12 protein-coding genes are annotated in these 14,956 nt (G+C 61.3%); 1 reads left to right on the top strand and 11 read right to left on the bottom strand.

The annotated features are described in order from the left end of the window. Positions 1-5: 5 nt before the first annotated feature. The 9 genes from BDW41_RS13075 to BDW41_RS13035 form a co-directional block, all read right to left on the bottom strand. Positions 6-398 (bottom strand): GtrA family protein, encoded by a 393-nt coding sequence (locus BDW41_RS13075; RefSeq protein ID WP_074548653.1) that lies wholly within the window; start codon positions 396-398, stop codon positions 6-8. 1 nt (position 399) lies between these two features. Continuing rightward, positions 400-1,701, bottom strand: coding sequence for an NAD(P)/FAD-dependent oxidoreductase (locus BDW41_RS13070; protein ID WP_255412975.1), 1,302 nt, complete (start codon positions 1,699-1,701; stop codon positions 400-402). A 116-nt stretch (positions 1,702-1,817) separates the two neighbouring features. Then, the gene (locus tag BDW41_RS13065) at positions 1,818-3,116 is read right to left on the bottom strand and encodes a hypothetical protein (protein ID WP_233496866.1); all 1,299 of its coding nucleotides are present in this window, start codon (positions 3,114-3,116) and stop codon (positions 1,818-1,820) included. 125 nt (positions 3,117-3,241) lie between these two features. Beyond that, on the bottom strand, positions 3,242-4,192 hold the full coding sequence (locus tag BDW41_RS13060; RefSeq protein ID WP_074548952.1) for an NAD-dependent epimerase/dehydratase family protein: 951 nt from the start codon (positions 4,190-4,192) through the stop codon (positions 3,242-3,244). Between the two features lie 5 nt (positions 4,193-4,197). Beyond that, positions 4,198-4,935: an SDR family oxidoreductase gene (locus BDW41_RS13055; RefSeq protein ID WP_074548649.1), complete on the bottom strand. Its 738-nt coding sequence runs from the start codon at positions 4,933-4,935 to the stop codon at positions 4,198-4,200. A gap of 2 nt (positions 4,936-4,937) precedes the next feature. Then, positions 4,938-6,242, bottom strand: a complete 1,305-nt coding sequence (locus BDW41_RS13050) for an FAD-binding oxidoreductase (RefSeq protein WP_074548647.1) — start codon at positions 6,240-6,242, stop codon at positions 4,938-4,940. Continuing rightward, a complete protein-coding gene (locus tag BDW41_RS13045) occupies positions 6,239-7,699 on the bottom strand; it encodes a UbiA family prenyltransferase (protein ID WP_083337636.1) in 1,461 nt (486 codons plus the stop codon). The genes BDW41_RS13050 and BDW41_RS13045 overlap by 4 nt, the downstream gene beginning before the upstream one ends. A gap of 214 nt (positions 7,700-7,913) precedes the next feature. Next, positions 7,914-8,858, bottom strand: coding sequence for an FAD-binding protein (locus BDW41_RS13040; RefSeq protein ID WP_074548645.1), 945 nt, complete (start codon positions 8,856-8,858; stop codon positions 7,914-7,916). Between the two features lie 21 nt (positions 8,859-8,879). Beyond that, positions 8,880-9,626 carry an electron transfer flavoprotein subunit beta/FixA family protein gene (locus BDW41_RS13035; RefSeq protein ID WP_074548643.1) on the bottom strand — a complete coding sequence of 249 codons (747 nt, stop codon included), beginning with the start codon at positions 9,624-9,626 and terminating at the stop codon, positions 8,880-8,882. A gap of 138 nt (positions 9,627-9,764) precedes the next feature. Between BDW41_RS13035 and galE the strand changes: the two genes are divergently transcribed. Then, positions 9,765-10,739 carry a UDP-glucose 4-epimerase GalE gene (gene galE, locus BDW41_RS13030; RefSeq protein ID WP_074548641.1) on the top strand — a complete coding sequence of 325 codons (975 nt, stop codon included), beginning with the start codon at positions 9,765-9,767 and terminating at the stop codon, positions 10,737-10,739. On the opposite strand, the gene BDW41_RS13025 is transcribed toward galE, so the two are convergent. Both BDW41_RS13025 and BDW41_RS13020 read right to left on the bottom strand, forming a co-directional pair. Continuing rightward, positions 10,733-12,811: a glycoside hydrolase family 99-like domain-containing protein gene (locus tag BDW41_RS13025; RefSeq protein ID WP_074548639.1), complete on the bottom strand. Its 2,079-nt coding sequence runs from the start codon at positions 12,809-12,811 to the stop codon at positions 10,733-10,735. The genes galE and BDW41_RS13025 overlap by 7 nt on opposite strands. Before the next feature lie 48 nt (positions 12,812-12,859). Beyond that, positions 12,860-14,947: a glycosyltransferase gene (locus tag BDW41_RS13020; RefSeq protein WP_083337635.1), complete on the bottom strand. Its 2,088-nt coding sequence runs from the start codon at positions 14,945-14,947 to the stop codon at positions 12,860-12,862. Positions 14,948-14,956: the final 9 nt, after the last annotated feature.

The following is a 14,956-nucleotide window of genomic DNA, read 5'->3' as shown; positions in this document are numbered from 1 at the left end:
CCGGATCAGTGGCTCTTGAATGAGAGGTACTTGTGGCCAATGAAGCTGGTCACCACGGGTACTGCAACGCCAAAAGCGTGGGCAACCGTTTCAGGATGCCAGGTAAGCCCCATGCGCGGGAATAGCCACTCGGCAAGCAGGAGGCTAATTGCAAGAGTCTGTAGCACCGCCGCTAGATTCACCACGGTGAACCAAAACACCTGATGCCGCATGGAATGACTAACACGCCTAAAGACCAATGCGCGGTTGAGCGCGAACGCGGTAATCATGCCCAGCACATAGGCAACGACGATGGCTGCGCCGTAGACTAGCCAGAGGCTAAGCAGCATGCGCGAGAAGAAATTGACGCAGGCGGCGACGCCGCCTGCGAAGAGGAACAGCACGAACTGCCTGTTCATCCTAGAGTGCCTGCGTACCGATCGCTGCAGTCGCCAGAGCCTTGGCGACCTCGATGCTCTCGTTGATTGATCGATCTTCTGGGTAGTAATAACCCGTGTCAGCCATAAAGAAACCATCCACAGGCGTTTTCATGCTGGGCAGCATGTCATAGAACCCAGGCGGGCAGATGGTCTGGGCGAACTCATAACGATGGCAATGCTTTGCCAACACCCAGTCCGGACGGAACGCAGGATTGAGTTTGTGCAGGTAACCAATCACTTCCTCGATCAGCGTTTCATTACTCTCGGACCACTTCGGATGCGTCTTGGGCATGTAGAAGGGGGCATATACGATCGAGGGTGACATCTTGTTGAGGTTGGAGTACTCGATCACACCCGGGATCTCAATCGAAGGATCGTTGATGTTCATCCAGAAGTTCTCGCTTAGGGGCTGCTTGAGCTTCAGGATGACGCAGGCGACCGGGATGTTCTTGATGGTTTCGATTCGTTCGACGAAATCGGCGGGAAGGGTTGGAACCAATCGCGGAACGTACTGGATGGGCGCCGTGGAAATCACGCTGTTGCAGGAGATGGTTTCGTCATTGATGACGATGCCTGACACCTTGCCATCTCGTACTTCCACACGGTCAATGCCTGATCTCAGGTGGATGCGACCGCCGTTCTTCACGATGAACTGCTCCATCTTCTCTAGCAGTACAGCTGAACCGCCTTCAAGGTACCCCATGGTTTCCTGCATAAGGCTGCGGCGCGACAGGGCCACACGCTTGATGCGGGTGCCAATCCACGCGGCAGAAATATTCTCGCTGTATTCGAACAGCTTCAGTTCGAAGAGGCTCTTCCAGAGCACGTTGTATGCTCGTTCGCCGATCCACCTACGCAACCAGGTTGTGGCGTTCATGCGATCATAGGGGCGCCAGTCTTTGATGCTCTTAGTGAACATGGCATGCAGGCCGTAACGGAACTTGCTGATCAGGCTCAGCCCGTCAAAAGTGAGTAAGGCCATCGGCGTACCCCACTTGTAGAGCTTGCCGTTGTAGAAGAAGCCCATTTTCGTATCTGTCCAGCGCAGCCTGTCCGACAGCTCTAGCTCGTCCAGCAACTGGAACAATGGAAAGTCGGTTTTACAAATGAAGTGGTAATACCGCTCGATCTCTAGTCCTTCGAAGTTGAAACTAGCCGACATGCCTCCAATGCGGTCATCACGTTCATAGATATCGACATCATGGCCTTGCTTCAGCAGCTCCATAGCGACCATGAGGCCCATGGGGCCGGCACCGAGCACGGCTATTCTTTGTTTGTTCACGGCATTTCTCTGCTAAGTGGTTGGCTGGTCGTTAGTGATTGGTCTGTCAGGGCGTGGATGAGGCTGCGATTGAGGGAATCATTGCAACGCTTGTGGCTATAGGATTCCAGCGCTGGTCACTGAGCCGTGGCCGAGTTATCAACAGCGGGACGTGTGATGACCTTCACAGCCCAAGGCGAAGGATTGATAGGCAGGTAGTGAGGGCCTTGTGCCTTCAATTCAGTTGCATGCTTCTTCCATTCTAGATCTTGCAGGTTCTTTCGCTGGAGGGGGGCTCCATTTATCAGCGCGACGTAAATGATCGTGCAGAGCACGAGTGCGAGTGAATCTGTCTGTCTGCCTAGAGTCCGGCTAGCCAGTGCAAGGTAGGTCATCCACCAGAACACGAACTTCAACGTATAGAAGTAGCGGTCGCTTGTCGCGAATTGGAGCATGGCTCGCGTGTCCTTCAGAGCTGCGGCGCTGAATGCAACTAGTAGGCTGAAGGCTAGCAGCTGCATAATGCTGATTTTTGCTTCGAACGGGAGTCGCACCGAACGCACGATGGTTAGCACGAGGGCCAATTCGATCAGGAGCCACAATACGGGTGGAATGAAATGGAATCCGAACACGTGAACTGGAATGATGTGGCCAAGCATCACGCCTATGAGCTTAGGTATGCCGTATTGTGCGATGCCGGTGATTTCATTCGTTGCGGCTGGCGAATTCGTCACCACGAAAAGAAGCTGGATTAGCGCGCAGAGCGCGATAAGAATGATTCGTAGGCTAGGCAGTCGCGCTACGTATTGGCGGAGTCCCATGGACAACGGCCAAGAAGGACGAACACGTGCGAGTATCCATGCCCCTCCCAGGATGCCGAGATTGATCATGGTCAAGAAAATAGCGGCGGGACCGGTAAGCCCGATTAGCACAACAAGAACCGAGACAAATATTTCATTACGAGCCTCTCGGTAACCATCTCCAACCGGCATACATAGCGCGACAAGTGCAAACTGGGTGAACCACTGAACGTTCGTGAGCGTGCCGAAGATCTCACCGTTGATTGGGGCTAGCAGGAAAATCGCGAGCGTAAGCACCATTGGCAGAAACGGACGCAAGCGCAATGCGGTGTAGCACATGCTCCACGAAGTGATAAAACAAGCAAATAGGTTATAGATGAGCGGCGCCTTGCCATGGCTGAAGAATGAGGCAAGCCATGCTATTAGTCGCGGTAACACGTGGAGATAGCCGGCATATGCGGTGCCGATGCGAGGAAGATGGGAGCCAAACTGCTGTTGAAAGAAGACGCTGCCATCTTCCGCCCAGAACTGCGCGTTTGTAAGTGAGTCTGGACTTTTGGACGCCATAAGGATGAATGCCAATCCAAAAAAAAGGAATGGACTAGTCCAAGGTTCGATCACTGTCTTGGCTTGCATTGCTTGCATTTCTGGTCCGTGTCCGGAAGTTGCTTCAGCTACCTTGGGGCGCGCTCGTCGCGACTATTGCCGCCTGATGACTGGCCGTGGATCCGCTCCGGTACTGGGCCGCCCCGGTCTTGAAGTTAGCGCTTTAGAACAATCGCGCTGTAGCGTGGGTCGCAATAGCTTTCTTTGATGGCGTCGGCAAATGGTGTTTGCCGAAAGCCGAACACCTTCTCTGTATCAATGCCATGGAATTCGTCGCCCGCAGTTAAGGCTTTTAACTGGTCGGCCGTGAAAGGAGGCTTGCCGCTGAAGACTGCGTACACGCGCAACAGAAAGTGGAACAAGCCGTAGGGGATGTGCACGATCAAGGTATGTAAGCCCTTCGCCCGCTTGATCGTCTTGATGATGTCCACGTAGTCGATGCGCGTGTCGCCCACGACGTCATAGACGTCGCCTTCCGGTTGCGTCTCGATGCAGCGCGCGATGCAACGGCAAAAGTCGCGCTCGTATAGAGGCTGACGCATGTAGCGGCCGTCACCGGGAATGGGAAATACCGGGGTCTTGGCCATGAAGCGAGATAGCCAGCCCAAGTGCTTGGGATCGAACCAGCCGAACATTAGGGTCGGGCGAAGCACGCAGTGCGGGATGCCACTCTCGACGACCAGTTTTTCCTGTGCCTTCTTGGTGTTCGTATAGTCGTCATCGGCCACCGATATCACTACAGATGAGCTGATGTGCACCAGGTAAGGGATGTCGTGGCGACGTGTCGCATCAAGCACGCGCTTGGTGGCGTCGATGTTGTTGCGGGTGAACAGTTCCGTATATTTGCCGGTGATCTGCGCATGCAACTGCACGACACAGCTCGCGCCGGCGAAGGATTCGGTCCAATCACCATCCTCGGCCAGGTCCGCTTGGATCGCGTGGACGTCCGGATGCAGTTGGCGAAGAATGCCCAAGTTGTATGCGTGCTTGTCGATGGCGACGAGGTTGGTATAGCCCTGGGCCTTCAGTTCGACGATCAGGTTCTGTCCGACCAGACCGGCCGCGCCAGTCAGCACGAGCTTGGAATGCTTGTCGATCTTGTTCATGGACATTAGAGCTTGAGGCGCTTGAAGATGAATTCGGGAACGTGGCGGATGATCAGCATGATTGGCAGCCAGAACCAAGGCAGGTAGACCACGCTTCGCCCACGGTCGGCAGCATGTGCAATGCCGAGAGCGATGTCGTCCGGCCTGGCCCACAGCGCACCCTTCTTGAAGTCGCGCGTCATTGGCGTGTCGACGAAGCCCGGCTTGATGGTGATCACGTTAACGCCAACCTTGGCCATGCGTTGGCGCAGGCCACTGGCGAAAGCGGTCACCGCTGCTTTCGCCGACCCATACAGGTAGTTGCTCTGGCGGCCCCGGTCGCCCGCCACGGAAGAGATGACCGCGATCACGCCCTTGCGCTGCGTTTCGAAGCGTGGAGCTACTGCGGTGAGCAGAGCGATGGTGGAGGCACCGTTGGTCCCAAACTCCCTGAGTGCCCACTCCACGGAGGCTTCGCACCGCGCCTGGTCGGGCAGTGTGCCGTGTGCGACTAGCAATACGTCAACGTGTCCCAGTGACGTCCAGATCTGTTCGATCAGGCGTGCGTGATCCTGTACGTCGTTCACGTCGAGCGTCGCTTGGAACACTTCCGGGGCACCGCGCACGCGCAGATCGTCGGCAATATCCTTCAGGCGTACGGCATTGCGCGCCACCAGAAACAGCTGCGCCCCGCGAGCGGCGTAAAGGCGCGCGGTGGATTCTGCAATGGCGGATGTGGCACCGATGATGACGACCTTTTGCATGCTTACTCCGTGACCCTGCGCCAGAAGCTGGAAGAGAACTTCGGGTCGATGTAATGGCTGAAGGATTCCCAGGCGGGGAAATATTGTTTGAAGTAACGGGCAGGCATGCGTGCATCCTTGGCGGGATAAACCGCGCCTCCGGCGGCGGCCACGATATCGTCCAGTCGATCGAGCAGTGCGAGCGTGCCAGCCCCCCTGTTCGGGAAGTCCAGCGCCAGGGTGGCACCAGGGCGGGGGAACGAGAGCATGCCCGGGGATGCGATGTCACCGAACTGCTTGAGCACTGCCAGAAACGATCCTTCGCCGGAGGCGGCGATGGTCTTCACCAATACCTCCATGCAATCCAGCGATGCCGCCGGGGGCACCACACACTGGTATTGCATGAATCCACGCGGGCCATAGATGCGATTCCAGTTTCCGATGCCGTCGAGTGGATAGAAATGAGGTTCGTAGTGCATCGTTACGTGACTGACGCTTTCACGTTGACGGCGGTAGTAAAGAGTGTTGAACACACGCAGACTGAGCGGGTTGATCAGCGATATCGGCGGTGTTAGAGGGACACGCAGGCGGCGCGAGGGGGCACCGGGGCGGCTATCGGGATGCGCGGGCGCATGATTGGCACGGGTAAAGATGCCGCGCCCTAGTGCTTTACCCTGACTCGCGCAGTCGATCCACGCCACGGTGTATTCGTAGTCGCGGTCCGACGCCTGAGAGAGTCGGAAGAACTCCGAAAGATCGCGAAACCGATAGACCTCAGCGCTCATCCATGGGCCTGCCACGCGTCGCAATTGGATGGTGACACGGGTGATCAGTCCAGTCAGGCCTAGGCCACCGATGGTGGCGGCAAACCATGCCGGGTTTTGCTGCGGGCTGCACACGCGCCGGCTGCCATCGGAGCGCAATAGCTCGAACTCCAGCACATGGCGGCCGAATGTGCCGGCCTTGTGGTGGTTCTTCCCATGTACATCGTTGGCGATAGCGCCGCCAACGGTGATGAATTTTGTGCCGGGCGTGACGGGCAGAAACCAGCCTTGCGGCACGACCAGGTCGAGGATCTCGGAGAAGAGCAAGCCGGCTTCGCACTCAAACACGCCTGTCTGTGCGTCGAAACGGATGAAACGGTCCATGTAACGGGCATGCAGCAACGTGCCACCGTCGTTAAGGCAGCTATCACCATAACTGCGACCGTTGCCGTAGGGCAGTATCGATTCGGCGGATGCTGGCAGCTCTGCACGGCGATCGTTCAATGCAACGACGGTCTGGCTTGCGTTCGGGTATCGTCCCCAGGATTGTCCGGCCTTGCTCATCGGATCGCGAACAGGATGACGGTGGCGCAGATTATTAGCAGCACCTGGCTGAGCCTGTCGGTGACCGCGAATACCACCGGGTCGTCATGCATGACGCCACGATGGGCGATGGCCCAGGTGCGGCTCACCCAATAGAGCAGTACCGGGCAGAGCAACCACAGGTAGTGCGGGTGATGGTACAACGCGCGGCTGTCCGGACTGTCGATATACAGTGCAAGCACGAGGACAGACAGGTAACCGCTGGCCGCGCCGAGCGATTGAACGAGCGGTATGTCACCGACGTCGTAGCCACGGCCGCTGGCGTTGATCTTGCCCGCCCTCTGGGCAGAGAGCAGTTCGATAAATCGCTTCACCATGGCCAAACTGAGGAACAGGAACATGGAGAACGCCAGCAGCCAGAACGACGGCTTGGTATGGATCGCTGCCGTGCCCGCGACGATCCGGCTGGTATACAACGTGGCCAAGACCACCACGTCGAGCATGACGATGCGCTTGAAACGCAGCGAGTAGGCGCTGGTCAATAGGTAGTAACCCGCAAGGACCGCGACGAATACTTCGTGCAGCAGGGCGGCGAGGCCAAAACTGACAAGAAGAAGGCCAATGGCAACAACGGGCCCCGCGAGCAGGGGCAGGTGGCCGGCGGCGAAGGGTCGCTGCCGCTTGCGGTGATGCTGGCGATCTGAGGCGAGATCCAGCAGGTCGTTGGTGATGTAGACGCTTGAGGCGCAAAGACTGAAGCAGGCGAATGCCAGCACGGTCGCCAGCGCGGCGTCCGCGTCAAAAAGGCGGTGCGCGGCGAGCATCGGAAGGAACACCAAGGCATTCTTGATCCATTGATGGACCCGGAAAGCTTTCAGCCAGTCCCGCAGGCTCGTGCCAGGCAGTTCGAAGCGTTTGTCCACCGTCGTCACACGGGATGCCGCTTGCCTGAGTGAAGAACCGGCTTCCACCGTGACGGCTGCGCGCGCATGCTTCCAGACCTTGAGATCCACCTTGGCATTGCCGACATAGTCGAAACCACGCTCACCGTAGCGATCAATCAGCGCCTGCGCTTTCTGGGTGCCCGACAGATTGCGCTCTCCGTCACTGGCCAGCACGGCATCGAAGCCGCCCACGTGTTTGGCGACGGTTTCGGCGAGCCCCGCATCCGATGCTGTGCATAAAACCACCGGGCGGACTGCCTGCTGTTCTCGTACCCAGGCGACAACCTCGTCGTTATAGGGTAGGTGAGCAGCGTCAAGTACCGTCCGTTTGGCTATTTCCCGCTTGAGATGGGCCTTGCCCCCCAATAGCCAGCCGAACATGGAAAACAGTGAGAGCGGGCTGCGTGATAGCAGCGCCAGTGCGGATTCCACCAGCAGATCTGAGCGGATCAACGTCCCGTCCAGATCTACGCAAAGAGGTACGCACTCTGAACGGAAGCACTCCGCTTCAACTTTCGCCGCCAAACTATCCATGAACGCCCCTAGATCGTATCCATGCCAGGAACCGCGATATTGGTCGCGTCAGCACTAGCGCATTTAAGAAAATGCGCTATGGCATGTTACTACGATAGGCGTTACGGCATGGCCCCCGTGCCTGGGGCGCCCTCCCTGGCGACCACCAGACCGTTCCGATTGCATGATCTTCAGGCCGGGGCCGCATCCGACCGCCGTCACCGCTTGCCTCAACTTACCCCAGAGCCTGCTCCAGCTCCGGAATGATCTTGAACAGGTCCCCCACCAGGCCAATATCCGCGATCTCGAAGATCGGCGCCTCGCCGTCCTTGTTGATCGCCACGATGGTGCCGGCATCCTTGATGCCGGTGAGGTGCTGGATGGCGCCGGAGATGCCGATGGCCATGTACAGCTCGGGGGCGATGATCTTGCCGGTCTGGCCCACCTGCAGGTCGCTGGGCACGTAGCCGGCGTCGACGGCGGCGCGGGAGGCGCCCACGGCGGCGCCGATCTTGTCGGCGAACTTGTAGATGATGTCGAAGTTTTCCTTCGAGCCCACGCCACGGCCACCGGAGACCACCTTGCTGGCGCTTTGCAGGTCAGGGCGGTCGCTCTTGCCCGACTGCAGCTCGACGAAGCGGGTGTACGAGGGCAGGGTGACGTCGAAGTTCAGCGCCTCGACCGGGGCGTTGTTCGCGCCGCTGGCGGCGGCAGCCCAGGAGGCGGTGCGGATGGTGGCAACCACGGTGCTGCCTGCATCGGCTTCCACGGTGATGATGGCGTTGCCGGCATAGATCGGGCGCTTGAAGGTGTGGCTGCCTTCCACGCTCATCACGTCGCTGACCTGGGCGACGCCGAGCAGGGCTGCAACGCGCGGCAGCACGTCCTTGCCGAAGGTGGTGGAGGGGGCGAACACGTGGCCGTAGCCCGCGGCGGCCTTGGCGATCTGCGGAGCCAGCACGGCGGCGAGCGGATGGGCGTTCTCGGCGCGGGCGACGGTCAGCACGCGGCTTACGCCGTCGATCTTGGCGGCCTCGGCGGCGATGGCATCGACGTTGTCGGCCAGCACCAGCACGTCGATGGCGTCAGGCTTGATGGCCGCGGCGGCGCTCACGGCGCGCGCGGTGGAGGAGTTCAGTTTGCCGCCCAGATGTTCGGCGATGACGAGGATCTTGCTCATGTCATGTCTCCGTGAGGCTGCTTAGAGCAGGCCCTTTTGCTTCAGCGCCGCGACCAGTTCGGCCGCATCCTTGACCATCACGCCCTTGCTGCGCTTGGCCGGCGCGGCGTAGTGCGTGGTCTTGAGATGGTCGTTGGCCTCCACGCCCAACGAAGCGAATTCGACGGTGTCGATCGGCTTGGACTTGGCCTTCATGATGTCCGGCAGCTTGATGAAGCGCGGCTCGTTGAGGCGCAGGTCGGTGGTGATGACGGCGGGCAGTTCCGCCTCGATCACTTCCAGGCCGGCGTCGACTTCACGCGTTACCGTGGCCTTGCCGTTGGTGATCTCGACCTTGCTGGCGAAGGTGGCCTGCGGGCGGTCCCACAGGGCGGCGAGCATCTGACCAGTCTGGTTGGCGTCGTCGTCGATGGCCTGCTTGCCCAGGATGACCAGGCCCGGCTGCTCCTTCTCGATCAGCTTCTGGAACACGCGGGCGGCAGTGAGCGGCTGCACGGCGTCGGTCATCACCACGTGGATGGCGCGATTGGCGCCCATGGCCAGGCCGTTGCGCAGGTGGGCGGTGAGGTCGGCCGGGCCGATGCCGACAACGATTACTTCCTCGGCCACGCCCTTTTCGCGCAGGCGCAGGGCTTCTTCGAGGGCGATGTCGTCAAAGGGGTTGGCGGAGAGCTTCACGCCATCCGTCACCACGCCCGTGCCATCGGGCTTCACCTGAATGCGGACGTTGTAGTCCACGACGCGCTTGTAGCCGACCAAGATTTTCATCAGTGGTATTTCCTCGAGTGGCAGGCGGTCCGGAGGCAGCCTGGACGATGGTTTGATCGATTATTCTAACCGGATTTGGAGCACCATGCGGGTGCGCATGGTTGTGCGCCGCATCGGCCCGGACATGGGGAAGGTGGCGTGAAGATCTTGGTTTGCGGCGGAGCGGGTTACATCGGCGCGCATATGGTCCGGCACCTCCTGGGGCAGGGCCATGAGGCCGTGGTGCTCGACGACCTGTCGACCGGACATACGGCGGCGGTGCCTCCAGGTATGCTCGAAGTGGCGGACCTGCTTGCCCCGGCCTCACTGGAAGCGGTCTTCGCGCGGCATCGCTTCGACGGCGTCATCCACCTCTGCGCGCGCTCGCTGATTGGCGAGTCGATAGCAGAACCCTATGCCTACTACGAGAGCAACGTAACGGGTTCTCTCAACCTTCTGGAGGCCATGCGGAGGGCGGGCGTATCCAGGCTGGTGTTTTCCTCGACGGCCTCGGTGTTTGGCAACCCGGACACGGTACCGGTCGTCGAAGACCACGCGACGCGGCCCATCAATCCCTACGGCGCAAGCAAGCTGATGGTGGAACGCATCCTCGCGGACGCCGCCGCAGCGTACGGACTGCGTTCGGTGTCCCTGCGGTATTTCAACGCGGCGGGCGCCGATCCGGCTGGTGGCATTGGCGAGTCCCATCAACCCGAGACGCACCTCATTCCCAATGTGTTGCGTGCGGCGCTGGGGCAGGGAGGCGGCCTCAAGGTGTTCGGCAACGACTATTCCACCAGGGACGGTACGTGCGTGCGCGATTATGTGCACGTGAACGACCTTGCGTCCGCGCATCTTCTGTCGTTGCACTACATGCAGGAGAACGACGGCGCGCATCTGTTCAACCTGGGCAATGGCCAGGGCTTTACCGTGCTCGAGGTGATTGAGGCCGCGCGGCGCGTCACTGGTCAGCCGATCAACTACGTGCAGGACGCGCGGCGTCCAGGCGATCCAGCGGTGCTGGTGGCATCCAGCGAGAAGGCGCGTCGCCTGCTTGGCTGGCAGCCACAATTCACGGACATCGGCGAGATCATCGAGACAGCCTGGCGCTGGCACCAGTCGCCGGCTTATTGATCTCGGTGGCTGCGTCGTGCGTAGGGATAAGGAGCGGTTTCCGCTCCTGCCTCAGGCAGGCCACACACGTCGGCCGCGCTGCGCGTGGCCAGGCCCACGCTTGACGCGGCCAGCGTAAAAACACGTTCCACCGCGTGCGCCATCGTGCCATCGACCTGTCCGGATTCGTCTTCGAATTCCCACAGGTCCAGGTGGGCGTCCAGAACGGGGCGGATGGCGTCCAGGCGGGCCCAGAACATGGTTCCTGCGATGAACGGTTCGTGGTCGACGGAGGATGAGGCATCGATGCCGAGACGGTTGATCAGGTAGCGTACGTTGACCTCATTGGCGCCCCAGAAATGGCCAAGCGGCTGTATGTGTCCCTCGGCCGCCACCAGACCCAGTCGGGGTTGCTGCGGGAACGCATGGAGTATTTGCGTTGCGCGTTCCGGTGACAGGAGCTTGCGAACCAGCTCCCGCCTCCATGTGTCGCCGTTGTCCCGATGTTCCGATCGCTTGGTGTGTAACTTGAGCACCACCTGGACACCCTCGTGCAGCAGCCGCTGGGCGACCTGGAGGAACGGCAGCACATCGCGGCCGCGATTCTCCAATACCTCGACCTCGGCTACGAACCCGGCTTTTTCCAGGCACGCGCGAACCTGCTGCTCACGTTCTGGGGCGGTGGTGACGATGGTGCGCCATGTGATGCCGCTGTCACGCAGCGCCAGCAGCATTTCTTCGAGCACGTCGACATACCACGCATGGACCACGGCGCAGGGGCGGGCGTCCATGGCCGGCGCGGGCTGCAGCGCTTGCCGGGTTGCTTCCAACCACGCATGGCCGAGACGCGTATCGGGCTCCAGCACCGCACCTTCCGCCCACTCGTTCCACGCATTGATGAACACCATCGGCGCGTTCGGTGTGCGCCTGCGTGCCGTGACGATGGCCTGCTTCAACCAGTCGCGATAGCCGCGAGGTGATGCGTGCAGGTAAACGCGCCCCCGGCCGCTCCGGCGAGGTTCGTTGTCCCAACCGGGGTTGACGCCGGGATAGAGCGGATAAGCAGGGTCGTCCTGCTTCATCGCTTGGTCGGCCAGCGTGCGCCAGTCGAACACGTCTCCGCGATAGTTCGGGTTGATGAGTTGCTGGTGAGCCGTCACCGGAGGCAGCGACGTGTTGTTGGGCGGGAATTCCACGGCCGCATCGAAGCCGATGTCGCGCGGATCCACCCGGTCAAAGCTCTGCACGTAGGCCAGATGGATCTCGCCCAATCCATGGCTGCGGCACCACTCGCGCCAGCGCTGCGCGGTCGCCTTGGCATCGGGCAGCAGGCCAGGACGATAAACCAGCAGCATCGGCTTGCCGTCGACGCGCAGATAGCGTGGATTAGCGAGATAGCGCGACACGTAGCTAATGAAGGCCAGATCATCCTCGGCGCTATGTTTCTGGCCGATCAGGATGTCGTCGGCACGCCCATCCCAGCGGCGCGACCAGTTTTCATTGGCCCAGCACAGGCAGATGGGCAAGTCGAGCGAGGGGTCGTCCAGCCACGCCTGCAGCGGCGTTTCCAGCAGCGTCTTGCCGGCGAACCAGTAGAAATAGGTGCAGAAGGCACCGATCCCGTATTCACGCGCCAGCTCCATCTGCCGGCGCATGACGTCGGGGTGCCGCAGGTCGTAAAAACCCAGTTCGCCTGGCAAACGCGGCTGCGCGTGACCATCGAACTGTGGCAGTGCGCGCGTGACGTTGCTCCACTCCGTGAAGCCCTTTCCCCACCACGCATCGTTTTCCGGAATGGGGTGGAACTGGGGCAGATAGAACGCAACGAGCGTGGCGGGCAGGGGCTCAGGCAGCGTACCTGGGCGATATGGCGTAAAGCCGATGGCCGTGCCGCCTGCTTGCCTCAGCGGGCGATGCGGGACCCCGGCCCGTGAAGGAGGGAGCCCCTGGGGACCCTGGGGAACCAGGGTGGCATGCCGATCCAGGAAGCGCTGGCGCAGCCGATCGCGCGTCGCCATAGGCATCGGCGTGAGCCGAAAGCCGGCGCGCAACAGGTGGAACAGGCAGTGGCGGGCGAGATCGGTGGCGTTCATGGGGTCTTCGCGTTGGCGTTGGATGGTCGGACGACAGGGGATGCCCCGTCAATCCAGCGCCTGGCGCAGCGCGCGGGCGGCAGCTTCCGGAGAGAAATGTCGACGCACGTTGTCCAACCCCTGGCTGGATAGGGTGTTCCACAGCACTTCGTCGTGCAGCAAGCGGTTCACGGCATCGGCGAAGGCAGCGGCATCGTTGGCGATCAGCACGTCTTTGCCATCCGTCAGGTGCATGCCCTCCGCAGCGACGGACGTGGCGATGACGGGCACGCCATAGCTCATCGCCATATTGATCTTGCCTTTGACGCCCGCGCCGAAACGCAACGGAGCCAGCGAGGCCAGCGAGGTTTCCAGCCAGGGCGCGAGGTCGGCGACGCGGCCATGCAGTTCGAGCCCGGGCGTGGCCAATGCTTCGCGCATAGCGTCTGTGACATCGCCAAGCACATGGATGCGCATGTTCGGATGCTGTTCGCGAAGACGCGGCAGGATTTCCTGGGACATCCATTTCACCGCATCCACGTTGGGCGGGTGGCCCTGTCCGCCAATGAAGACCAGATCGGTCCGTTGCGAGAACCCCGTGGTGCAACCATGGACGTCATGGATGTTCGACAGCAGCTCGATGCGCGAATGCGGCAGTTCCGCCGCAAGCAGCGCCTGCTCATGCGGGCTCACCACGAAGGTCACGTCGCACTGCTCGATCAGCGCCAGTTCGCTCTTGCGCGATGCCTGCGCTTGCCGCGCCATAGAGGCGTTGCCGCTCAGTTCGGCGGCGCGCTGTTCCCGCAGGAAATGCAGGTCAACAGTGTCGAACAGCAGGCGCGCCTTGGGAGCGAGCTTGCGTACCTGCGAGGCGTATTGGTCCGCGACGGTGTGGCGGCAGAGCATGACTGCATGCAGTTCGTGGCCATGTGCGCGTAACCAGTGCGGAAGGTCGGGCACCCAGGGCTTGCTCAATACTTCGGTGCCCAACGCGCCAAGCGCGCGGATCTCATCTTCGGAAGCACGGCCGTCGTCCGGCAGGAACGAGATGGACCAGCCCTGCTCGTCGAGCAGTCGCAGGATGGCGCTGAGCCGCAGCGAGCCCGAGTCGCGGGCGGGTTCGGGCGTCATGCTGTCGACGACAAGCACGCGCCCGCGGCGGCGCCAGCGCATCGCACGGATCAGCGAGGTGTCCACCGGAGGCTGCGCTCGCAACGCCTGTTCCCACTTCGCCACGAAGGTCGCCTGATTCGTCACCTGGTGGCGCTTCATGCCGGCGTGCAGGTCGTTGCCCGCACTGATGCCTTCGCAATGGATGATGGTGCTGGAGGGCTCGTAATAGACCTTCAGGCCCAGCGCGCGCACGGCGAAGGCCAGGTCGGTGTCTTCGTAGTAGGCGGGCGCATAGCGTTGGTCGAAGCCGCCGATGCGCTCGAACACCTCGCGACGGATCAGCAGCGACGCGCCGCTGACGTAGTCGGTCTCGCGCCGGTAGCGCCAGGCGGGCGCATCGCGTTCTTCAAAGCGCCCGGTATTCCAGCAGCTGCCATCGGCGAAGACGAGACCGCCGGCTTCCTGCAGCCGGCCATCGGGATAGACCAGCCGGCTTCCCGCGATGCCGCAGTCGGCGCGCTCGGCGAAGCAACGCAGCAGGCCGTCCAGCCAGTTCGGCGTGACCTGCGTGTCGTTGTTGAGGAACAACAGGAAATTCCCGTGCGCCGCGGCGGCACCCGCATTGCAGCTGCCGACGAAACCCAGGTTGCGCTCGTTGCGCAGCAAGCGCAGTCCGGCGATGTGCGCCAGCCGTTCGGTGGAGTCGTCGGGTGAGGCGTCGTCAACCACGATGACCTCGAACGGGGCGTTCGGTGCGTGCCGCGCGATCGAACGCAGGCAGGCCAGCGTATAGGCCACCTTGCCGTGGATCGGGATGATCACCGATACCTGCGGCTGTTCCGACGTGGGCAGCACAAAGGGCGCGAACGGCACGTCGAGCGGCTCGACGTGCAGCGTATCGTCGAACGTCGGGCGGTGTTCGAACTCCTGCCGGATGCGGGCGAACGTCCCGCGCCAGCCGCGCAGGGCCACGCTGCCGCGCAGGCGCTGCAGTGCGTAGTTCAGGCGTTTGAGGCGCCAGGTGAGTCGTGCGTACAGCGCCATGCCCTCTCG

The organism is Dyella sp. AtDHG13 (assembly GCF_003201105.1).
Taxonomy (GTDB): Bacteria; Pseudomonadota; Gammaproteobacteria; order Xanthomonadales; family Rhodanobacteraceae; genus Dyella; species Dyella jiangningensis_B.
Note: the sequence above shows the minus strand (reverse complement) of the source record. Positions and strands in the feature narration are given on the sequence as shown.